The sequence below is a fragment of the Psychrobacter fjordensis genome (genome assembly GCF_904845995.1).
Taxonomy (GTDB): Bacteria; Pseudomonadota; Gammaproteobacteria; order Pseudomonadales; family Moraxellaceae; genus Psychrobacter; species Psychrobacter fjordensis.
Map to the genome: position 1 here is coordinate 106,749 of NZ_CAJGYP010000001.1, position 21,364 is coordinate 128,112.

General features: G+C 43.9%; 16 protein-coding genes. 3 read left to right on the forward strand and 13 right to left on the reverse strand.

Translation table 11 applies throughout. From position 1 onward, the window contains the following. Window positions 1-215 precede the first annotated feature (215 nt). Window positions 216-1,187: an ATP-binding protein gene (locus JMW61_RS00400; RefSeq protein WP_201548426.1), complete on the forward strand. Its 972-nt coding sequence runs from the start codon at window positions 216-218 to the stop codon at window positions 1,185-1,187. 7 nt (window positions 1,188-1,194) lie between these two features. Here the strand turns inward: JMW61_RS00400 and JMW61_RS00405 are convergent, their stop codons facing one another. From JMW61_RS00405 to gyrA, 6 genes are all read right to left on the reverse strand, one after another. Continuing rightward, window positions 1,195-2,319, reverse strand: coding sequence for a ribonuclease Z (locus tag JMW61_RS00405; RefSeq protein WP_406947797.1), 1,125 nt, complete (start codon window positions 2,317-2,319; stop codon window positions 1,195-1,197). A 66-nt stretch (window positions 2,320-2,385) separates the two neighbouring features. Then, window positions 2,386-2,643 carry a hypothetical protein gene (locus JMW61_RS00410; RefSeq protein WP_197100739.1) on the reverse strand — a complete coding sequence of 86 codons (258 nt, stop codon included), beginning with the start codon at window positions 2,641-2,643 and terminating at the stop codon, window positions 2,386-2,388. Between the two features lie 93 nt (window positions 2,644-2,736). Continuing rightward, the gene (locus JMW61_RS00415) at window positions 2,737-3,405 is read right to left on the reverse strand and encodes a glutathione S-transferase (RefSeq protein ID WP_201548430.1); all 669 of its coding nucleotides are present in this window, start codon (window positions 3,403-3,405) and stop codon (window positions 2,737-2,739) included. Window positions 3,406-3,593: 188 nt separating this feature from the next. Then, window positions 3,594-4,661 carry an EamA family transporter RarD gene (gene rarD / locus JMW61_RS00420; RefSeq protein ID WP_201548433.1) on the reverse strand — a complete coding sequence of 356 codons (1,068 nt, stop codon included), beginning with the start codon at window positions 4,659-4,661 and terminating at the stop codon, window positions 3,594-3,596. A 240-nt stretch (window positions 4,662-4,901) separates the two neighbouring features. Continuing rightward, the gene (gene rarD, locus JMW61_RS00425) at window positions 4,902-5,972 is read right to left on the reverse strand and encodes an EamA family transporter RarD (RefSeq protein WP_201548435.1); all 1,071 of its coding nucleotides are present in this window, start codon (window positions 5,970-5,972) and stop codon (window positions 4,902-4,904) included. Window positions 5,973-6,172: 200 nt separating this feature from the next. After that, window positions 6,173-8,986 carry a DNA gyrase subunit A gene (gene gyrA, locus JMW61_RS00430; RefSeq protein WP_201548437.1) on the reverse strand — a complete coding sequence of 938 codons (2,814 nt, stop codon included), beginning with the start codon at window positions 8,984-8,986 and terminating at the stop codon, window positions 6,173-6,175. 439 nt (window positions 8,987-9,425) lie between these two features. On the opposite strand from gyrA, the gene JMW61_RS00435 reads away from it, so the two are divergent. Together JMW61_RS00435 and JMW61_RS00440 are read left to right on the forward strand one after the other, a co-directional pair. Beyond that, window positions 9,426-9,707 (forward strand): hypothetical protein, encoded by a 282-nt coding sequence (locus tag JMW61_RS00435; protein WP_110922345.1) that lies wholly within the window; start codon window positions 9,426-9,428, stop codon window positions 9,705-9,707. Window positions 9,708-10,041: 334 nt separating this feature from the next. Continuing rightward, a complete protein-coding gene (locus JMW61_RS00440) occupies window positions 10,042-10,920 on the forward strand; it encodes a methyltransferase (RefSeq protein WP_201548439.1) in 879 nt (292 codons plus the stop codon). A 22-nt stretch (window positions 10,921-10,942) separates the two neighbouring features. Here JMW61_RS00440 and JMW61_RS00445 read toward each other — a convergent pair whose 3' ends face one another. The 7 genes from JMW61_RS00445 to JMW61_RS00475 form a co-directional block, all read right to left on the reverse strand. After that, window positions 10,943-12,151 carry an ABC transporter ATP-binding protein gene (locus JMW61_RS00445; protein WP_201548441.1) on the reverse strand — a complete coding sequence of 403 codons (1,209 nt, stop codon included), beginning with the start codon at window positions 12,149-12,151 and terminating at the stop codon, window positions 10,943-10,945. Window positions 12,152-12,261: 110 nt separating this feature from the next. Next, a complete protein-coding gene (locus JMW61_RS00450) occupies window positions 12,262-13,956 on the reverse strand; it encodes an ABC transporter permease (protein WP_201548443.1) in 1,695 nt (564 codons plus the stop codon). Window positions 13,957-14,083: 127 nt separating this feature from the next. Beyond that, window positions 14,084-15,193 carry an extracellular solute-binding protein gene (locus tag JMW61_RS00455; protein WP_201548445.1) on the reverse strand — a complete coding sequence of 370 codons (1,110 nt, stop codon included), beginning with the start codon at window positions 15,191-15,193 and terminating at the stop codon, window positions 14,084-14,086. A 408-nt stretch (window positions 15,194-15,601) separates the two neighbouring features. Further along, entirely contained in the window at window positions 15,602-16,336 is a 735-nt protein-coding gene (locus JMW61_RS00460; protein WP_201548447.1) for a 16S rRNA (uracil(1498)-N(3))-methyltransferase, read from the reverse strand. Then, window positions 16,333-17,913 (reverse strand): 3-deoxy-D-manno-octulosonic acid transferase, encoded by a 1,581-nt coding sequence (locus JMW61_RS00465; RefSeq protein ID WP_201548449.1) that lies wholly within the window; start codon window positions 17,911-17,913, stop codon window positions 16,333-16,335. Before JMW61_RS00465 ends, JMW61_RS00460 begins: the two co-directional genes overlap by 4 nt. A gap of 143 nt (window positions 17,914-18,056) precedes the next feature. After that, complete coding sequence (locus JMW61_RS00470; RefSeq protein WP_201548451.1) at window positions 18,057-19,604, reverse strand: tetratricopeptide repeat protein; 1,548 nt, start codon at window positions 19,602-19,604, stop codon at window positions 18,057-18,059. 104 nt (window positions 19,605-19,708) lie between these two features. Further along, window positions 19,709-21,346, reverse strand: coding sequence for a cardiolipin synthase (locus JMW61_RS00475; RefSeq protein WP_265090095.1), 1,638 nt, complete (start codon window positions 21,344-21,346; stop codon window positions 19,709-19,711). Window positions 21,347-21,364: the final 18 nt, after the last annotated feature.

Consider the following 21,364-nt stretch of genomic DNA (forward strand, 5'->3'; position numbering starts at 1 on the left):
AGATAAACAAGAAAGAAATTGCCGTTAATACGAACATATTGACAAAATTTCTGACGATGTTTAGCAAAATTTAGCCATTTTAAGGCCACTAAATGTATTGATGTGCTAATTGATGACACACCCTAATACTACGCTCAGTAGGCGCCAAAAGTTTAGCCACGTTAATGATATTTTTGGGTATGGTATTAAAAACAACCTTAATTACTAGAGCCACTATGTCACAACCAATAATCCCAACCACGCCCTCTAATCAGCCTACTTATGCCCTACCCGCACCTTTGTTAGACTTACTCAGTCAGTACTTAAAAGAGCAGGTTACACCGACGATTGAAATCGATCCGAACCAACTTGCTTATCGCTGGGTTGGTGGACGCACTGGTAATTTAGAGCCTTTGTCGGTCAACTTGTTTTTGAGCTTAGATGACTTGCATGGTATCGATACGCAAAAGTCTAAACTGGTACAAAACACCCGTCAGTTTATTAAGGGTTATCCTGCCAATCACGTCTTAATGTCGGGGACACGCGGTGCCGGTAAATCATCATTAATTCGCGCTTTGCTTCAAGCCCATCATAGTGAAGGCTTGCGTATTATTGAAGTTGCTCGCGATGATCTGCAAATATTAGATAAGATTCGCGCTGCCATTAATGCCCTACCAGCAGATTCTAATTGCCGCTACATCGTATACTGTGATGATCTTGCATTTGACGGTCAAGATGAAAGCTATCGTACGCTAAAGAGCGTGCTTGATGGCTCGCTAGACTCTGAGCAAGACAAGCTACTGGTCTATGCCACCAGTAATCGCCGTCGCCTGCTACCGCAAATGATGAAAGACAATATTAATATCTACAATGGTCAGACGGATGAAGTCAATCCTTATGAAGCCATTGATGAAACCGTGTCATTGTCAGATAGATTCGGTTTATCACTCACTTTCCATCCTATGGATCAGCAGACTTATCTGCATATCGTTCAGCATTATCTGAATTTAGAGCAGCAGAAAATTTCAGCTGATATGGATAGCGATGCTAAGAATGCTTTGGAAAGTCAGACCATGCCTGACAAGATCAAAAAGGATGCGCTACGTTGGGCCTCTGAACGTGGTGGTCGCTCAGGACGAGTTGCTTACCAGTTCAGTCGATACTGGAGCGGTATAACGCAATTGGAAATTGAAGACAGTAAGCCCTAAGCCATGTCTAATCACTGCGTGCAGAGCCTATATACTGCACGCGGTTCTTCTCTTGACTGTCCTTTTGATTGCTTACCGACTCAACTGCGCCATCGACCATATATTGGTCAAAATCTGCCGCCAGCCATAGATTGCCTTTGTAAACGCTCTCAGCATCTAAACGAATGTATGCCATATTTGGTGTCTTGCTATTAGGATTATCAAAACCCTGATAACGCGCGCTAAAGTGCGTCAATATTAGATTATTTACGCCACTTTTTTCCACAAAATCTGCCACCAATTGCGCACTACTATGCATCGGATCAAACTCTGGATTTTTGGCTTGAATCTTAGTCAGTACCTCATGTGTATACGTTGCTTCATGCACCAATAAATCCGTATCAATCAGTGCAGCCGTGAGACACGCTGGCGTATCGTTATCACCAGCCACCACTACTCGCGTTCGTGATAGATCATCATTGACATAATCTACTGCACATAATTGCTGACCCTCTTCAGTGATGACATCGTGACCTTGCTGCAATTTACCCCACAGTGCACTTGCAGGAATGCCTTCTGCCAGCAGTTTATCTGTATCAAGCGTACGACGATGAATGGTCTGCGTGATACCAAAGGCATGAGATGCGACCCGATGTGATAGTGGAATGATATCTATATCAAGCTGATGCTGGTCGCTTAAGCGAATATTGACCTTATTGGTGTTACCTTGCTCAGACAGCACTTCTTCAATCGCTACAAAATTGAGAGCAAAGGGTAAATACAATTCCGTGGTTAAGGTAATGGCTTCAAGTAATGTCGCGATGGCTCTTGGTGCAATGAGCGTCAATGGCTCGCGGCGTCCTGACATGGCTGCACTCGCTAATAGACCTGGCAGGCCATAGCAATGATCACCATGCACATGAGTGATACAGATGGCGGCGAGCTGATGCAAAGAGAGTTTGATATGTAACAGTTGCTGCTGCGTCCCTTCACCGCAATCTATCAGCAGCCATGGGCGCGACTTTTTATTCTGATTATTGTGATTGGCAGCCCGTGACTGACCATTTGGCTGAGCACCATGCGCATTCAGACATTCGATCGCTAGTGCGGTCACATTACGCTGTTTGGTCGGCACACCGGCAGAGGTACCCAAAAAAGTCAACCTCAACATAGATTACCTCTCTTACACATGATATTTATTCGCTATGATACTTATCTACTATGACAATTGGCACATCATAGTTTTTTGCGCTTCAACCATCTGCCCACCATTGGCCGTACACTCATTGACCATATTGGACTCATAAGATTTCCAACCACCATAAAAGCTCGCTGCGCATAGTATTACAACCAAAATTTTCTGCGACCAAGATTTGATAGAGACTTGCTGGCTATTCACAGCGGCTCTATCAATTTGAGAGTCAGCAGTGTTGTCTGTATCAATTTTTTTGGTGTTTAATTTATTCGAATCTGTCATTTGTAATCCTAAAAAAGGTTTTGTCTATAAATAAACAAAACCTTTCATTTTACTATCAAATTAGTTATTTATCATTGATTAAATATAGCTCGTCTAAAACTGCAAACGACCGCCTTTGGCTTCTGCACGTTTAAAGGCATCACGCTCTTCACATCGTTTTAGCCAGTTCAGAATATTGGCATATTTGCGGCTGTCCAATCCTGCACCCGCATTGGCCCCAGCAATCGCAAGGTGCATCTGGATATCGGCCGCACTGAACTCACTGCCTGCAAACCAATGATTATCTTGCAAGCGCTGCTCGATCATATACAGCATTTTTTCTAGACCGCTGCTGATCATGTTTTTTTCGACTTGACCCTGTATTTTTTTACTAATGGGCCTGATCAGCATTGGGGACTGTTGAACCACTTTGGTGAATACCAAACGCATTACTAGCAGTGGCATCAGTGATGACTCAGCAAAATGTAACCAAAAAGTATAAGCTTCCCATGCTGCTTCGTTGTCATCGGCAGGTTTAAACTGCTGCTCCTTATCATAATGCTTGAGTAGATATTCAATGATAAATCCTGACTCAATCAGCGCGCGATCGTTCACCTCTAGTATTGGTACGTTGCCAAGTGGGTGCACTTTTTTTAGACTTTCTGGCGCGCGATATGCTTTATTACGCTCATAGCTCGTCAAGTTGTAATCGATGTTCAACTCTTCTAACAGCCATAAAATACGGAACGAGCGTGAGTTTGCTAAATGATGAAGATGCAACATAAACCATCCTAGTTATAGTGTGAATGAGCAGTAATATTTTATATAGGGTGTGCTGCATTTATCTAAGTCTGGCAGCACTGCTCTTGATAATAGCGTAATTACCTCATCTTTGACACAGAAACTGTATCGCGTTATGCCAAAAGATATAGCCCGCCAAGTCAGACTCAACCTACGACCACTAGCAATGTTTACTTTAAATGCAATGCTTCGATTTTGCGTGTCATCTTATCTATTTTTTGCTGATACTTTTTAATTTTACGAAACCGATGCGCGGCTAATACGCCTTTAATACGGCGATTTTTGAGACGACGGCGCGGAGGGAAGCTACCCACTTGTGGCTCATTGTAGCCATGTAGTCGGTCGTCACGTTTGCGTGCCATATAACCAAGTGCACTATCCGCAATCATAATAAGCAATGCGACAAAAATCATGCTGTACATCAGCATCGAGCCTTCTTCGACATTATGATCCAAAATAGCAATGGAAAATATAAACAAGAATATCGGCTCAAGGTAGCATAAAGTACCAAACAACGAGACTGGCAATTTCCGACTCGCTATCATCGTCAACGACATCGCAGCGGTACTAATAATGCCAAGTAAAGGCAACAGATACCACAGTTTATGGTTGGTTATCGCTACTTCAAAGCCACCATTCATATACAGCGCAACCAATACGACTGGTAACAGCAATACAAGATCCGATATAAGACCAGTGATGGGCGGCACTGCCAAATAACGACGCAATAAATAATAAGGTGGGTAACCCAAGCAGACAAACAACGTCGCCCAAGAAATAGCACCATATTGAAAGATATCATAAGCAATACCAAAGCCTGCACATCCGATGGCAACCCACTGGAGTAGGCTCATGTCTTCATTATAGAAGAAGCGACCAACCACAATCATAAGCATCGGATATAAGAAGTAGCCTAACGTTACTTCCAGCCCCAAGCCATTGACAGGTGCCCACATGAATATCCAGATTTGCGCACCTAAAATCGGTGTGGGTAGTATGAATAAAAACCACTCTTTCGCGTTTTTTAGTGTTTTTAGATAATCAAAAATATGCTGCCACTGCTTTAGTAAAGTGACTAGCAACACCAAGCTAAAAAACATCGTCAGCACGCGCCACGACGCAACCTGTGTGCCTGATAATGGTTGCAGTAGTAAGCCAAATAAGAACAGCAGTGAATACAAAAAATTTGCAGCCACGGCAGTGATTGTACCCTGCGAGGTTTGGTTAGTAGTCATCATGGCAGCGGCCTTTAACGATTGGTGCACATCCTTGGCAATTTTAAAAAAAAACAAAAGCCTCAGACGAGAACGTCTGAGGCTTTTGCAAATAAGGTCGTCGCGCAATCTAAGATAAACGCTTTAAATGTATGGTGCTTACATCATGGTCGGCATTATGTCAAAGTCAAAACAGATAAGCAATACCAGTGTTCACCTATTGACTCAACTTCTTCATTGAGTCAATTAAATGCACCTAACTGATTATTTTAAATCAAGTTTCTCTATTTTTTGCTGTATCTTATTCATCTTTTTTTGATAGCGGCGTTTCTTACGAAAACGATGTGCTGTTAGCACGCCATCGATGCGCTGATTGATAAAATGACGCCGTGGAGGAAAGCCCCCTATTTGCGGTTCTCTATAACCATGCAAATGATCATCACGGCGACGAACCATATAGCCTGTTGCACTATCAGCCATCATAACCAGTAGCGCAAGCGTAATCATGCCGTACATAAAGAGAGAGCCGCCCTCCTCAAGACTTTGGCTGAGAACAGTAATAGATAACACAAATAGCAGCATAGGCTCTACATAGCTTAATGCCCCAAATAATGACACGGGCAGCTTACTACTAGCAATCATTGTCAATGACATCGCAAGCGCACTAAAAGCACCAAGTAATGGTAATAGATACCAAAATTTCATGTCCTGTGTTGCCACACTAAAGCCACCACTAAAATATAGCATGGTGAGTACCACTGGCGTGAGCAACGTCAAATCAAACAACAGCCCCGTCACTGGTGGCACAGACAGTGTACGCCGTAGTAGATAGTACGGTGGATAACCCAAGCATACAAACAGCGTCACCCAAGATATCGACCCATATTGGAATATATCATAACCAATACCCATCGCGGCAAATAGTGCTGCCGCCCACTGCAACGCACTCATATACTCATGATAAAAAAACCGACCCAGTACTATCATCACTAGCGGCAATAGAAAGTAGCCCAAAGTGACATCCAAACCAAAGCCGTTAACCGGTGCCCACATAAACAACCAAATCTGTCCACCCAAAATTGGTGCGGGTAATATAAATATTAACCATTCTTTAATCGTCTTGAGCGTCTTTATATAGTCAAAAACATGCTGCCACTGCTTGGTAAAACTGACTAGTAACATCAGACTCAACAGCATCATCAACACACGCCATGACGCTACTTGTGTGCCAGTTAGAGGCAGCATAAAAAGCCCGAACAAAAACATCATCGCGAATAAAAAGCTCGATGATATCGATGCAAGGGTACCTTGAAAGGTTTGATTGGTCGTAAGCATAACAACAGCCTTAAAAATATAACTTTATGGGCGTAATTTATAAAAAATTATAGAAGCTGAGGTTTATATAACTTAAGAGCTAACAGCAGACCTCAAAATTAATAATCCTCAGAAAAACAAAAAAGCCTCCGACGATAACGTCAGAGGCTTTTCTAGAACAATCATATAAGACTAGATCAAAAAGCTAACTACTGAGGCACTTACTCGCCGTCTAATTCATCACTGTTTGCAATATCAATAACATCACTGACGTCGGTTGACACTGCATCACCAGTCGCCGCACCAGTCGCCGCATCAATATCTATCTGCTCTTGACCTTCTACATCGAACGTACCATCTTCTTTCATGGCATCGATAAGCTCATCATCGCCTTCTTGGTGCTCAACACGTGCCATAGCGACCAGCTTTTCATCTTTTGACAGACGAATCAGCGTGACACCTTGAGTATTACGACCAGAACTGGCCACATGCTCAACTGGCGTACGAACTAACGTGCCTTTGTCAGAGATTAAGATGATGTCATCTTCAGGATCAACCTTAGTGGCACGAACCAGCGCACCATTACGCTCACTGGTTTTGATAGCGATAACACCGCCACCGCCACGATTTTGTGTGTTGAACTCATCAATGAGTGTACGTTTACCAAAGCCATTTTCACAAGCAATCAGAATTTCACGTACATCATCTTCGATAACGACTAATGATTTGATAAATTCATCAGTAGCCAGACGCATACCACGGACGCCTTTCGCAGTACGGCCCATCGCACGAGCGTCATTCTCATCAAAACGAATGGCTTTACCACTTGAGGCAAACAACATGACTTCTTGGCTACCATCAGTGATACGAGCGCTGACCAGTTTATCGCCGTCTTCTAGACCAACTGCAATAAGACCGTTCGAGCGAATATTTGCAAACTGCTTGAGCTCTACGCGTTTCACGGTACCATTGGCCGTTGCAAAGAAGACAAAAGGCGCCTCTGCTTGGTTGCTGCCCTCTAATGAGTCATCATCACTATCTATTAAGATATCTGCGTCTGATATCTCACCTGTGACCGATGTGTCCTCTACGATTTTTGGAATCGGTAATATCGTCGTAACGGTTTCATCACCATTTAAGCCGATTAGATTGACCAACGGACGACCACGTGCACCGCGGCTGGCGATAGGCACTTCAAAACCACGTAAGCTAAAGACGCGCCCACTATCCGTGAAGCACAATACGGTAGAGTGAGTGGATGTCACGACTAAATGATCAATCACATCATCTTCTTTCATTGCCGTTGCTGACTTGCCTTTACCGCCACGTTTTTGCGCGACATAATCGTCAATTGGCTGAGTCTTAGCATAACCCGTACGTGACACTGTCATCACGACCGTTTGCTCTGGAATGAGGTCTTCACGGCTGAAGTCAGTACGTGAGTCAATAATATCCGTACGGCGCTCATCACCAAAGTTATCACGAATCTCAATCATCTCATTAGAGATAATGGTCATTAACTTATCGAAATCACCTAAGATAGATTCTAAATGCGCAATCTCACGCAATAGGTCTTGGTATTCTTCAGTTAATTTGTCTTGCTCAAGACCAGTCAGACGATGCAACTGCATATCTAAAATGGCATTGACCTGCTCAAGAGACAAGCGATAACGCTCTTCGCCTTCGATCAGACCAAATGGCGCTTTAGGATCTTCGCCTTCGATAAACTCAGGACGCACTGACTGACTGCCAGCAGCGGTAAGCATAGCAACGACGCTGCCTGAGCCCCACGTATTATTCAATAAGCTTTCACGTGCCAAGCCACGGTTTGCCGATGCTTTAATTGTCGCAATAATTTCGTCGATATTGGCCAGTGCAACGGTTAAGCCTTCAAGCAAATGACCACGGACGCGCGCTTTGTTCAATTCGTAAATAGTACGACGTGTCACCACTTCTTGACGATGACGGACAAATGCAGCAATCAACTGACGCAAGGTCAATATCTTTGGCTGACCGTTATCTAGCGCGACCATATTGATACTAAAGCTAGACTCGAGTGGCGTTTGTAGAAACAGGTTATTAACAATAACTTCAGCAGTCTCACCGCGGCGCAAGTCAATAGCGATACGCATACCGTCTTTGTCAGACTCATCACGAATTTCGCTAATGCCTTCGATTTTTTTATCACGTACGAGTTCTGCGATACGCTCAATCAGTTTGGCTTTATTGGCTTGATAAGGTACTTCTGTGAATACGATACGCTCGCGATCACGGTTGACGCCAGCATTGCTCATCGGCTCGATATGATAACGACCACGGATGTGCAAACGGCCTTTACCTGTGCGATAGGCATCTAAGATACCGGCACGGCCATAGATGATACCGCCCGTAGGAAAGTCAGGACCTGAGATATGTGACATCAGCTCTTCAGCTGATACTTGCGGGTTTTCGGCATACGCCAAACACGCATTAATCACTTCGGTCAAGTTATGTGGCGCCATGTTGGTCGCCATGCCGACAGCAATACCCGTTGCACCATTGACCAACAGGTTAGGAATACGCGCTGGCATGACGCTTGGCATGCGCTCAGAGCCGTCGTAGTTGTCTTCCCAATCGACCGTGTCTTTGTCCAAATCAGCAAGCATCTGGTGGGTCAGTTTGGTCATACGTACTTCGGTATAACGCATGGCTGCCGGAGGATCATCATCGATCGAGCCAAAGTTACCTTGACCATCAACCATCGGATAACGCAAGCTGAAATCCTGCGCCATACGGACGATCGCATCATATACAGCGCTGTCACCATGCGGATGGTACTTACCGATGACATCACCGACCACACGTGCTGACTTCTTGTATGGCTTATTGTAGTCATTAGATAGCACATGCATGGCATACATTACGCGGCGATGGACAGGTTTGAACCCATCACGTACATCAGGTAGCGCACGCGAGACAATCACGCTCATCGCATAATCCAGATAGGACTGCTTCAGTTCATCTACGATGCCAATAGGACTGACCGACTCGCTCATATACACTCCTTCACTCATATCCACGCTATTAATTTTGCAGGCTTTATAGATAGATTATTAGCGCCCATAAATATTGATAAAAACCAATAAATACAACGGGCACAGCAACACTATAAAGCGTGAAAAATACTGGGAAAATGATGATATTTTTGATAGTAAAATAAAGAAACTATTTTAGCACAAATTTGCCGATTTAGGGGGTTCCGAGTACTATTAAAATCAAGCAAAACAGCCTATTAACTGCAATATTTGAAGCAATTAACACCCTCTGAAAATATATTACTAACAGGCACGTTTTGATTGGCTGATTTTGCCATTTCTAGCCCATGTAAAGGCTATCCAGTAAATTGAAAACATGCCCTAGACAAAAAAAAATTAAACGCTACACTAACTTATCTTTTACAACACTTAAATAACGACTTAACAGGCTACTCTTATTATGGATATCATTCTTGCGATTGTTTGGATTTTAGCAATGGTGCTATATAGCTTTTCGAGCGATTATGTTTCTAAATTTCCTAACCATAACAATCGTGCTGTACCTTATGTCCGTTGGGGCGCACTTTTAGTCGCAATGGCTTTATCAGCATACTTGGCAAAAGCTTATCAAGAAAACCTACAAGGTAATGGTATGTGGGTGTTTGTTATCGTCGTATTTGTCATTATTATTTTATCGAAAATTATCTTCAAATGGGTCATTAACAGACGTTTGAAACGCTAGGGCGTGTCCTCATTTTAAAAATGGTGATAAAAATGAGATAAATTGCAGTCAAACAAGGAAAATAGCGCAGATAATATCGAGATATTAGTCAGCTATTTGACGCTGTTTGGCAAGATTTAGCCATTTTTAACCCATTTAGATAACTATCGATTGAATTGAGGACATGCCCTAAGTTGAACTGAATACTTTTCTTATAGTCAAAGAAATCTAAAACAGCTACAAGGCAGCCGACCGCAGATTGTACATATAGTACCTCTAGGGAGGGTAACACCGTAGCGGTTTGGTAGTTCGCTGACTACACTCTAAACCTCTTAATTATTGATCTGAATGCCTTATGCCAACTAAACCTCAAGACAACCAACCTGAATCAAACCGTTCCATATCACCAGAAGTTGAACAAGCAGAGGTCGATCAAGCAGACACACGTACTGACCGCAGCTTTGATGCCATTGCTGATCATTTTGAAAAGAAGGTCTACGGCGGTTTAAAAGGTGACATTCGATTGGCAGTGCTACGCCGTGACATCTTTGAATATTGCACACAAATGAGCAAAGATCTGAATCGACCGCTACGTATCTTAGATGTGGGTGCAGGATTGGCTCAGATTTCGATAGAACTTGCTGCTCAAGGTCACACGCTGATTATCAATGATATCTCTGAGAATATGCTAGAAAAAGCAAAAGCAAGCGCGGAAAAGAGTGATCAAGTGTTAGATATCACATGGCATGTTTGCCCGTATCAAGATCTTGCAGGAAAGTTGGCTCAGGCAGGAACAGAAAAATTTGATTTGATACTCTGTCATGCGCTACTTGAATGGTTGGCAGAGCCATCTGCTGTCATGAGCTTTTTTGATCAGCATCTAACAGATAATGGTGCGCTATCACTGTGCTTTTATAACCCAGCAAGCTTCGATTATCGCAACCTGATAATGGGCAATTTTAACTTACTGGATAATACTGGCTACAAAGCTGATAACCAAAAAAGCCTGACACCTAATTATCCTGTCGCTAAAGAAGAAGTCGAGTCTTGGCTCATTGCCCATCAGTACCGAACCTTACGCACTAGCGGTCTGCGCGTCTTTCATGATTATACACCACTCAAGCGCGGTGGTAATAACGACCCAGAAGCAGTCATTCGGATGGAACTGCGCTACTCACAACTAGAGCCGTACAAGTGGTTGGGACGCTATTTACACATACTGGCCACTCGTTAAATTGATACGCAACTGCTAGCTACTAGTTAGCGTCTGCTGACCTATCATACTCTGACCACGTGGTCGCATTGATATTCTTCTCATCAAACACGACCACATGCTCAAGCATGGGTAAAATACCGATACGCGTGCCTATGCCATGGTTGTGATGGCTGGCAACTAGAGACAGTACGGTCTGCCCATCGTCGAGCTGTAAGCGATACAAATAGTTCGCACCGCGAAACACACGTCCAACAACCAATGCCGTCTGCTTACTATCATCATCATGAATGATATCGTCAGGGCGCACTAGCACCTTAATCAAAGTGCCATTTGGATAGTCATACTCGCAGTATTGTGGCTCACCTAAACTATCATAGACTTCCATACGACGATAAATATCACCCAGTGCCGTCTCAACATGGCCTTCTTTGATGATACCATCTATCATCGCGCCCTCGCCGACGAACTCGGCAACGAAAGGACTGATTGGCTCATGATAAAGCTCGCTCGGCGTCGCCCACTGCACCAACTTACCTGCTTGCATGACCCCAACTTTATCCGCTAATGCAAATGCTTCGTTTTGATCATGCGTTACCAAAATAGCCGTGGTATTGGTGCGTTTTAGGATATCACGGACATTCATTGCCAATGATTCTCGTAACACCACATCTAAATTCGAAAACGGCTCATCAAGTAGCAATAGTTTAGGCTTCGGCGCTAATGCACGGGCTAAGGCCACTCGTTGCTGCTGGCCACCTGAAAGCTCATTCGGACGTTTGTCCGCGTGCTCGGTCAACTCAACAAGGCTTAACATTTCAGCGACACGTGCTTTTTTATCAGCGGCAGACCATTTATTGAGACCAAAAGCGATGTTCTTTGCCACGCTGAGATGACCAAATAATGCATAGTCCTGAAACACCATCCCCATGCCACGCTTGGCTGGGGCTACTGCATAGGACTTACGATTGGTGATATCTGTTAAGCACTGATTATTCAGATGAATATTGCCGCCACGACTTTGCTCTAGCCCTGCAATGGCGCGTAATGCGGTGGTCTTTCCGCAACCGCTGTAACCCAAAAAGCAGCCAATCTCGCCTTGCTGTAGCACTAGCGACAGACCATTAACGATGATCGTATCATCATAACCCACTATTAAATCTTGCACACTAAAATAAGGATTGATACTAGTACTTGCTTCAGTATCTATTGATTGAGAGCCTGATGAGCCTTTGATTGAATCAGTGTGCATAGACGGTACCAGTTAGCGATTAGTAAATAAAATCCATAGATAAAGCAGTAGAACGATAGAGAAATTGCGCCGAAAGACTATAATATTTGAGGTGAATTTCAACACCACTTTTAGCTTTGTTTGTCGCTTTGACGCAATAGTATCCAGACAGGCAATAGACCAACCAGCACAATCAATAAGCTTGGCAACGCGGCGCGTCCCCACATGCCTTCACTTGTCATCTCAAACACCCGTACTGCCAATGTATCCCAGCCTTGGCGTCTGGTCATTAACGTAATCGGCATCTCTTTCATCACTTCGACAAAACCCATCAATAATGCGGTCAGTACACCAGGACTGAGCACTGGCAACATCACATGTCGCCATCGTTGATAAGCGCTATCACTCAGTAATTTAGCAGCTGCCTCTTGATTAACGGTTAGCCGTTGCAATTGACGGTCGACGGGTTGGAAACTAACGGTCATAAAGCGTGTTGATAGTGCCAATAGCATAACAATAACACTGCCTGATAGCACTTGCTGTGACGTAATACCAAAGGCAATCATTTGATTGTCTAACCATGCGATTGGAATGAAGATTCCGACAGCCAATACCGTACCTGGCACTACATAACCCAAGTTGGCTAAAGTGGTCATTAGCTTAGTTGACCTGTCAGGATATTGACGTTTTATCCACGCAATAACAATGGCCAAAAAGCCAATGAAAATCGTGGTCATACTCGCAATCATAAGGCTATTGGTCACAAAACCAATATAACGCGCATCGAAATCTTGCCTGAAGTTTAATGCAGTCCAATAGATAAGCTGGAGAAACGGTATGAAAAAAGCCACTGAAAACACTAGCGTACAGAGTAATGTCATGGCCCATTTAGCTGATTTACTAACTTCAAAACGCTGGCTACTGCCTTGAGTGATAGACTGACCGCGCTTTGCCTGCCAATACTGCTCAAACAATACGACGATAAATATCATGCCGATTAATAACGCTGCCAGTTGTGCCGCAGTCGTTAGACTGAAGAAGCCAAACCATGCTTTGTAAATAGCCGTCGTAAACGTATCGACATTGAAAACAGATACTGCGCCAAAGTCTGCAAGTGTCTCCATGCTGGCTAATAATAGACCACCAATAATCCACGGAAGTGCTTGCGGTAATGCCAAACGAAAGAACACGCGACTACGGCTTAAGCCTAGCATCTGCCCCGCCTCTATCGCCCGCCTGCCCTGCGATAAAAACGCTTGGCGTGCCAATAGATAAACGTAGGGGTAAAATGCTAGGGATAATACCAAACCTGCACCCCAGACATTACGTACCGAAGGAATTGCAGTGCCGATACCCATATCACGTAGACCTGTCTGCAATGGTCCGCTGAAATCTACAATACCGAGAGTAACAAACGCCAATACATAAGCAGGTATTGCGAGTGGCAACATCAGCGCCCACGAAAAAAACCGCTGCCCAGGGAAGCGGTACATGCTGGTCACCCAAGCAAGCGCGGTACCAACTGTTCCAGAAATAGCCACTACCATTAACAACAAAATCGCGGTGTTTTTTAGGACTTGCGGTAGTACATACTCCGCCATGTGACCCCAAATATCCGCGACAGGCTGGGTCCACGATAGCAGTACGATTACAATTGGCACCAGCATAAACAACGAAATCAGTCCTAAGACTGATTTTGAGATAATACGTTTACGGAGAGTATGGTCTTGGCTGACAATCTGATGCTTATCAATAATAGTATTATTAATTACCGTGTCATTGACTGTATCATTCTGACGTACAGACGCGTCTGGCATTGTGCTCATAAATTATTACCGTGTCATACGCATAAAGACCTTACATCATACCAACCTCAAAAATGCTATGAGCCGTATCAAACTTAGCTAGCTAGCTTATTCTCGTTTTTAAAATTGGTATTATTGGTAGTGACGCCTATTTATAACCTGCTTTGTCCATCAACTGAATGGCTTGAGTTTGCAATTCGCCAAACTTCTGCACGTTGATGTCATCTTTGTTGAATGGGCCCCATGATCTGAGTAGGTCTGACTCATCAATCCCTTCTTTAACTGGGAACTCTTTATCTGAGCTGGCATACAGGCCTTGCGCCTCATCAGATGACAACCACTCTATGAGTTTAAGCGTACCGTCTGGATTATCAGATCCAGCTACCACACCAGCGCCTGAGACGTTCACATGCGTACCAGTCGTGTCTTGGTTTGCCCAAAATATACTGACAGGGAAGTCTGGTTTTTCATCTAGCAGACGACCGTAATAGTAACTATTGGCAACACCCACTTCACACTGACCAGCGGCGATGGCTTCTAGCATAGCAACGTCATCACTGAATACATCAGTGGCTAAGTTATCAACCCAACCACGAACGATTTCTTCTGTTTTTTCTTCGCCCAAATGTTCCATCATACTAGCCACAAGCGATTGGTTGTATACCTTTTTAGAGGTACGCAAGCATAATTTGCCTTTCCATTTTGGATCGGCTAAATCTGCATAAGTAGATAACTGGTCGGCACTGACTTTGCTTGGGTCATAAAAGATAGTACGGGCGCGTAATGACAGACCCGTCCACTGACCTTTTGGATCGCGATATTTTGCAGGAACGTTGGCTTCTAATACAGTAGACGATACTGGCTGTAACAGGCCTTGCTCTGCCGCTTGCCATAAGTTACCAGCATCCACTGTCAACAGCATATCGGCTGGCGTGTTCTGACCTTCCGCTTTTAAACGTGCCATCAGCGGGCCTGTACTGTCCGTCACCAACTCAACCTTCACACCTGTTTGTTCGGTATAACGATCTAGCAATGGCTTAATTAACTGCTCATTACGTGAAGAATAAATAGTAATCGTTTGCTCATCTGTACCGGTAGCACCATCGTTAGCAGTTTGTTCTTCAGTACCCGCTTCTCCAGTTTCTTCTGTCGTAGATGAATTACTACAGCCTGCCAATCCCAACATCATGCCAAATACGGCAACAGGCAAGATAAGCTTAGTAGAAGTTAGGTTAGCGCTAATGGCACTTAATGACATGGTTTTCCCCATAATAATGCTAAAAAAGATAAGACAGCAATGGTACAGAATGGCAATAAAACCCTGACTATCAAAAGGGGCAATACTGCGACAGATGAACACGATATACTAATCGAAATGAGAGTAATTATCAATCCATTTGTTTGATTCAGAAAGATGCTAACTTTATGAATCAGCAATTATTATTGAGATAACTATTCATCAAATTTAATGCCCAAATAACTCACAGAGCTTTTGCGTATTTTCAGGTATTTTTGATATAGCGAAAAAGGTCTAAAATAGGTACAAGGCAGCCGACTGAATATTGTACAAGCGGTACATCTAAACAAGGTAACTTGTATATCTAAGTAAGGTAACACCGTAGCCATTTAGTAGTTCTCTGACTATTAGCAATTCTCTGACCATACTTTACTGTAGCAACCACTGTCCTAAGATAGCATTCACGGCAGCTTCGGTACGTAAGATGCGTGGGCCTATATTTACGGCTGTGCAATCTTGTGCGGCAAGTAGCTCTATCTCGTAATCTATCCAGCCACCTTCAGCACCGATACAGACCAAGCTTGGAAGCCTTAGTGTTTGCTGTGGTGATTGCTGTAGTAAATACTGTGCAAATGACAGCTCACTATATGGATGCGCGACGATAGCACGATTGGTAATTAGACTTGCCAGCTCATCCTCGACAAATGGCTTAAAGCGCTTTTCTAACCTGATACGAGGTGCAATCGTATCAACACCTTGTTGCAATCCTTCTAATACAAACTCATCGAGCCGCTCAAGCATTGGACTTTGCCAATAGCTTTTTTGGGTGCGATAGCTGTTGATAAGGACAATATCGCGTACACCCAATGCGGTCATGTCCATGATCAAGCGTCGTAATACTTTGGGGCGTGGGAGCGCTAATACGACTGTAAGGTCTAACTTAAGCGGCGGAGTAACATTAAGTTGAATATCGCACAACTGGATACTATCAGCGCTGATACTTTTTATGATAGCAGTACCTAAATGACCCTCTAACTGGCCAATTTTGAGCGTGTCACCGACTGTTGCACCCAGTACTTTATTGACATGGCTGATTTGCGATAGCTCATTGATTACTGCTGAGTCGTTCGAGAAGTTCGTAGCGGGCAATAATATACAGTTCATAGCAGCTCTTGATTTGAGTATTGCTCAATCACGTCTTCAATCATGGTGAATTGACGCACCAATACGGCCTGCTTTTGCACAGTCAATTGCGCGCCTGCTTGTCCCGCCTGCTTTGCAACATCCAGATGACTCAACCAAGATAATAACTGCTGATAAATAAGTGGCACATCGTCATTTTTACCTGCCTTAGGTAAAGTGGTTGTACTCGCCATATCTAGGGAAACTGGACGATAAAACGTATTACTTGGTTGATATAACGCGCCAACTTCTGACAATCTATCAACCACCGTTTGGCAAGACTGAGTATTGCGCCCCATCAGCACAGGCGTTGCGATACTCGCTGGCTCAACGGGGTTATGCCCGCCTACATCAACCAAAGAACCACCAACTAATGCCACATCTGCCAACTGATACCACGTCATTAGCTCACCCATACTATCAGCCAGATAAACGCGTGTATCTGCGCTAATAGATTCCTCTGCACTACGCCGTGCCATCGTTAATTCTGTACTTTGAATGAGTGCTGCGACTTCGTCAAAACGCTCAGGATGCCTAGGTACTATAATAAGTAGCGCATCAGCAAGTGCAGGATTGGATAGTAGCTGCTTGTGCAATGATAATGCGATTTCTTCTTCACCACCATGCGTGCTTGCCGCCACCCAAATCGGTCGACCTACGACACCAAACTCTGTTGCCAGCTCAATTTTTTGGTGTTGTATATGCTGATATTCGTCCTTTATACCGACTGTCTTCGCATCAATAACAGCCCCATTACTATGAGCAGTATTGTTTTTTGGTGTATTAATCACCCATTTCAACGAGCCTGCCACACGAATTTTTGCACTATCAGCACCCAATTGTCGAAATCGTTTGGCTGACTCATTGTCTTGAGCAATAATTAACGCAAGGTTTTTCATCATGCTACGGCTGACAGCACCAATCTTTTGATAACGTGTAAAAGATGACGCAGATAGCCGACCATTGACTAAGATGCTAGGAATACGATGCTCGGACAGCTTGGTTAAGATATTTGCCCACAGCTCTGTTTCTACAAACAACGCGACATCAGGCTTTACATGAGCTAAAAATCGTTCGATTACGGCAGGACTATCGACAGGTACGTAACTGTGGCTCACTCGACCTTGAGCAATCTCATCGGCGAAACGACTTGCACCACGAGCAAAGCCAGTTTGAGTAGTGTTGGTTAACCATATCTGATACCCACTAGCCAATAACATATCGAGTAACGGTGCGACCGTATTAGTCTCACCCAATGAGACCGCATGGCACCAAACGATACCTTTATCAGTGCTAAGCATATCTACTGGTGCGAGGCTCGCATCCTCTGCATTTGCTACTGGAACTGATGGATAGTTTTTACCAAAACGCTGCTCAACCTCTTGCCGATAGTTGTCACGCTTATGTGAGCGTCGCCATACTTGCAGTCGATACGCGGGCTTAAGTAAGCTGATGGCAAACTGGTAATAAGATGGTGGCTGACAGACAGTTTGGCTAGTCAACGATTCAGAATCAATCGCGGATGAAGGACAATCGGATGAGGTATGAGACGATGGCATGAAGTAGCCCAGATTAGTAATGGATCGAATAGTAGAAAGTAGCGGTAAAAATTGCGCCAATTCTACCTGAATTTAGCGCGTAACAATAAACTTTTATCGCATACATAAGTCAGGAATTAAACACCTAACCTAGTAAAAAGCCTTTAAACAATGATTAATATCAATAACGCGACCACTATAACGGCTGCAAATAATAACTGATAACGCTTGATACTATGCTGCTCTTGCTTTTGGGTCGTTATCAGTGTTTGTGCTTGCTGCCATTGCTCCACGATTTTTGCGGCTTCCAAATGGCCATTCTCTGCTGCTTGCTCTAGCCAATATTTGCCATTATCAATATCTTGCGCCACACCTAGCCCTTGATAAAACATCTTACTTAATAGGCGCTGAGCACGACTGTCATTTTTGCTAGCTGCTTGCTTGACCCAAGCGGTACCCGATTCTGTAGCAGCATTTTTATCAGCCGCTATACCTTCATCGAGCAACTCATACATCGCCAATCGTAACATCGCGGCAGTATTTCCAGCTCTTGCCACCTCTTGTAGCTTTAACAACGCTTGTTTTTTGGCAGCCAAATGATTCTCTGAAAATACAATCTGCGCGCGCGGTTTGTTTTGCTTGGCAATGTGTTGCTCAAACTGCTCTAACACATTACTGGCTTGCTGATATTCAGTCTGACCAGATGTCTGAACCACCTCAATGGTATCTAACTCTATGCGCAGTTGCATAAACATTTCTGGCATCGACAAGTCTTTTGAAGAAGGCACTGGTGATGCTGAAGATGTCAGTGGCTGATTTGATAGCTGTTTTGACAATTGGCTTGGAATAGCATGCTCTGAATCAGTATTTTCTACTAGTTTAACCTCTTCTATTAGCTTCTCTTCTTTGGCTAAGGCAAGCTGACTTTGACTGTTTGGCTGAGCGAGTATATTAGGTTGTGGTATAGCAGCTGGCGTATCATTTACCCATTGTTTTTCCAATGGCGTATGCATATCAACTGCTTTGACCTTCTCTTTGTCAGAGCCTGCATTTATGTCTGTATCTATATCTGCATACTTTAAGTTGCTTTCAGTAATTTGAGCAACTGGAGCTGGCATGCCGGACTTAACCACTTGGCTATCATTTAGTTTTGGCAGTCTTGCACTAACCGCTTGATATAGGCCGCTAGCGACTTGACCACCTTGTACCGCTTCAAACTGTCTATCAATGTGACCAAATAATCGTAACCCAATTGGCTCTAAAGCAAAAAACAATGATGTATCAGCACTAACGCCAGCGTCATCACGATAAATGACCGCCATGTGCTGATAAAAATCATCCGCTGTGAGTGACAGTTCTGGATAACGCTTATGTAGCTCAAATTGTCCGTACCAATGCGAGGTGCTTTGCCATTGCTGTGCTAACACCTGTCCTGCATAAAATGCCACAAACATCATGAAATTACGATAGCGCTCATCGACCAATAGTGATGCTTCATTCCATTGACCGACTTTAATCATTTCACGGCGTATTTGCGACAATAACGTATCTATGCGCTGTAAGCTTGCCAGCGACTCATCTAGCACGCAATCACGAAGCTCCGTTTCGTAGGCTATGCCGCCAGCGATGGCTCGTCCCGCTAAGAAATCTTGCCAATAGCCTGCTGCAATATAGTCAAAAGGCGTTAGGGGTGATGCAGATGATGCATACATAGACAAGCGCGTCCTTTATATGGATAAATTAATAATAGAAAACATGAAATCATCATGGCACCAAAACAAGATCAGCGGTTTACCTTACCCTAAAATTGAAAACGCTACAATAAAGGACTAAATAAACGGACGACGTTGTCAAACAACCGCTCTGATCCGCGACGCTGCTGCCAATCTTCTAAACTCAAAAACCGGCAGCTTTCTAAGTAAGCCGCTTGGCAATCTGCCACTTGGGCGACCATTTCTGGCGTATAAATAGCCAAGCTGACCTCCATGTTTAAGTAAAAGCTGCGCATATCGATATTCACAGTGCCAAACAGACAGTAATCATCATCAATCACCACCGTTTTGGTATGCAACAGCCCGCCTTTAAACAAAGCAATGGTCACACCCGCTTCAAGCAACTCTTGATAATAGGCTTGAGATGCGTGCTGCACAAGAAATGAGTCGACTTTTTCAGGCACAATCAGCGTGACATCCACCCCACGCTTAGCGGCTGTCGTCAATGCACCCGACAGTGCTTCATCAGGCACAAAGTACGGAGTGGTGATACGAATACGTTTATTAGCGCGATGAATCACCGTGACCAACGTGTTATAAATCACGTGTTCCGTCACTTGCGGTGCTGAAGGTATTAGCTGAGCAATCACGTCCTCTACGATAGGCATTTTCGGTATCACAATGGATGTCGAGCCAATATCTGGCTGTTTATGATAGTCGATACTACTTCCTAGCACTTTTACCCGACTGTTTAGATCATTAATAGTTGGGTTCATCACATATAGCTTACGTGTATAGCCATTTACTCGCTTATTAAGTGCGTGTAGATTGTCATTATTTTCGGCACCAATATCCGTAGCCACCACGATTGCCATGGCTGTCGTAATACTAATAGAGTGTTGACTGGTCGTGCGTATTGCCACATCAATCCACTGGCCAACATTTTTATTTTGTTTAAAAAACCTCGGATCGACCAAGTTAAAGCTACCGATATAGCCAATATATTCATCAATAGCAACGAGCTTACGATGATTACGCAAGTCAGAACGCTTAAACAATGTCTTAAACAGCCCCACTGGCAGCGACTGATGGACAAAAACGCCTGCTTTTTCTAATGTCTGGTGTGCATCACTATTAAAGAAGCTAAAACTGCCCACGCTATCCGCCAATATATGACACTCTACCCCGCGCTGCGCTGCCGCTGACAACGCTTCTATTACCTCTATCACCTGACCCTTAGGATAAACAATATAAAACTCCATCAGGATAATGCTCTGTGCGGCATTGATATCTTCGATTAGACTCTGAAAAATAGTATTGGGATCAGTCAATAACTGCATTTTATGATTAGGAAATACTCCAAGCCCTGTCCAGCGCGTGCCTATTTGACTGACACCGCGATAGTTGGCTGGCAATAAGTCTTTTCCTTGATCAAAAACCAAATGCTCACGCTGTGCCATATCATTCATCAATACGCCCGCTTGGTCTACCCGCTCGCGATAGCGCCGCCCAATCATTGGCTCACCTAGCAGTATATAAGCGATAAATCCAAAAACAGGCACTGTATAGAGCACAGCGACCCAAGCAATCGACACACCTATATTTCGCTGCACTGACACAACACGTAGCGTCATGACTATCATGAGAACAATGTGCAATACCAAACCCAATCCTGCAAAATCACCCCAAGACCAGGTCGTAGCAGTTTGTTCAACAATGGAATTATCTATGCCAGCCTCCAACGATTAAAATAAATAAAG

Excerpts from the sequence above, each read along its gene's own strand:
- JMW61_RS00440 (WP_201548439.1), top strand. The coding sequence starts at position 10,042 with ATGCCAACTAAACCTCAAGACAACCAACCTGAATCAAACCGTTCCATA.
- gyrA (WP_201548437.1), bottom strand. The coding sequence starts at position 8,986 with ATGAGCGAGTCGGTCAGTCCTATTGGCATCGTAGATGAACTGAAGCAG.
- JMW61_RS00400 (WP_201548426.1), top strand. The coding sequence starts at position 216 with ATGTCACAACCAATAATCCCAACCACGCCCTCTAATCAGCCTACTTAT.
- JMW61_RS00445 (WP_201548441.1), bottom strand. The coding sequence starts at position 12,151 with ATGCACACTGATTCAATCAAAGGCTCATCAGGCTCTCAATCAATAGAT.
- JMW61_RS00460 (WP_201548447.1), bottom strand. The coding sequence starts at position 16,336 with ATGAACTGTATATTATTGCCCGCTACGAACTTCTCGAACGACTCAGCA.
- JMW61_RS00410 (WP_197100739.1), bottom strand. The coding sequence starts at position 2,643 with ATGACAGATTCGAATAAATTAAACACCAAAAAAATTGATACAGACAAC.
- JMW61_RS00455 (WP_201548445.1), bottom strand. The coding sequence starts at position 15,193 with ATGTCATTAAGTGCCATTAGCGCTAACCTAACTTCTACTAAGCTTATC.
- JMW61_RS00465 (WP_201548449.1), bottom strand. The coding sequence starts at position 17,913 with ATGCCATCGTCTCATACCTCATCCGATTGTCCTTCATCCGCGATTGAT.
- rarD (WP_201548435.1), bottom strand. The coding sequence starts at position 5,972 with ATGCTTACGACCAATCAAACCTTTCAAGGTACCCTTGCATCGATATCA.
- JMW61_RS00435 (WP_110922345.1), top strand. The coding sequence starts at position 9,426 with ATGGATATCATTCTTGCGATTGTTTGGATTTTAGCAATGGTGCTATAT.
- JMW61_RS00415 (WP_201548430.1), bottom strand. The coding sequence starts at position 3,405 with ATGTTGCATCTTCATCATTTAGCAAACTCACGCTCGTTCCGTATTTTA.
- JMW61_RS00470 (WP_201548451.1), bottom strand. The coding sequence starts at position 19,604 with ATGTATGCATCATCTGCATCACCCCTAACGCCTTTTGACTATATTGCA.
- rarD (WP_201548433.1), bottom strand. The coding sequence starts at position 4,661 with ATGATGACTACTAACCAAACCTCGCAGGGTACAATCACTGCCGTGGCT.
- JMW61_RS00450 (WP_201548443.1), bottom strand. The coding sequence starts at position 13,956 with ATGAGCACAATGCCAGACGCGTCTGTACGTCAGAATGATACAGTCAAT.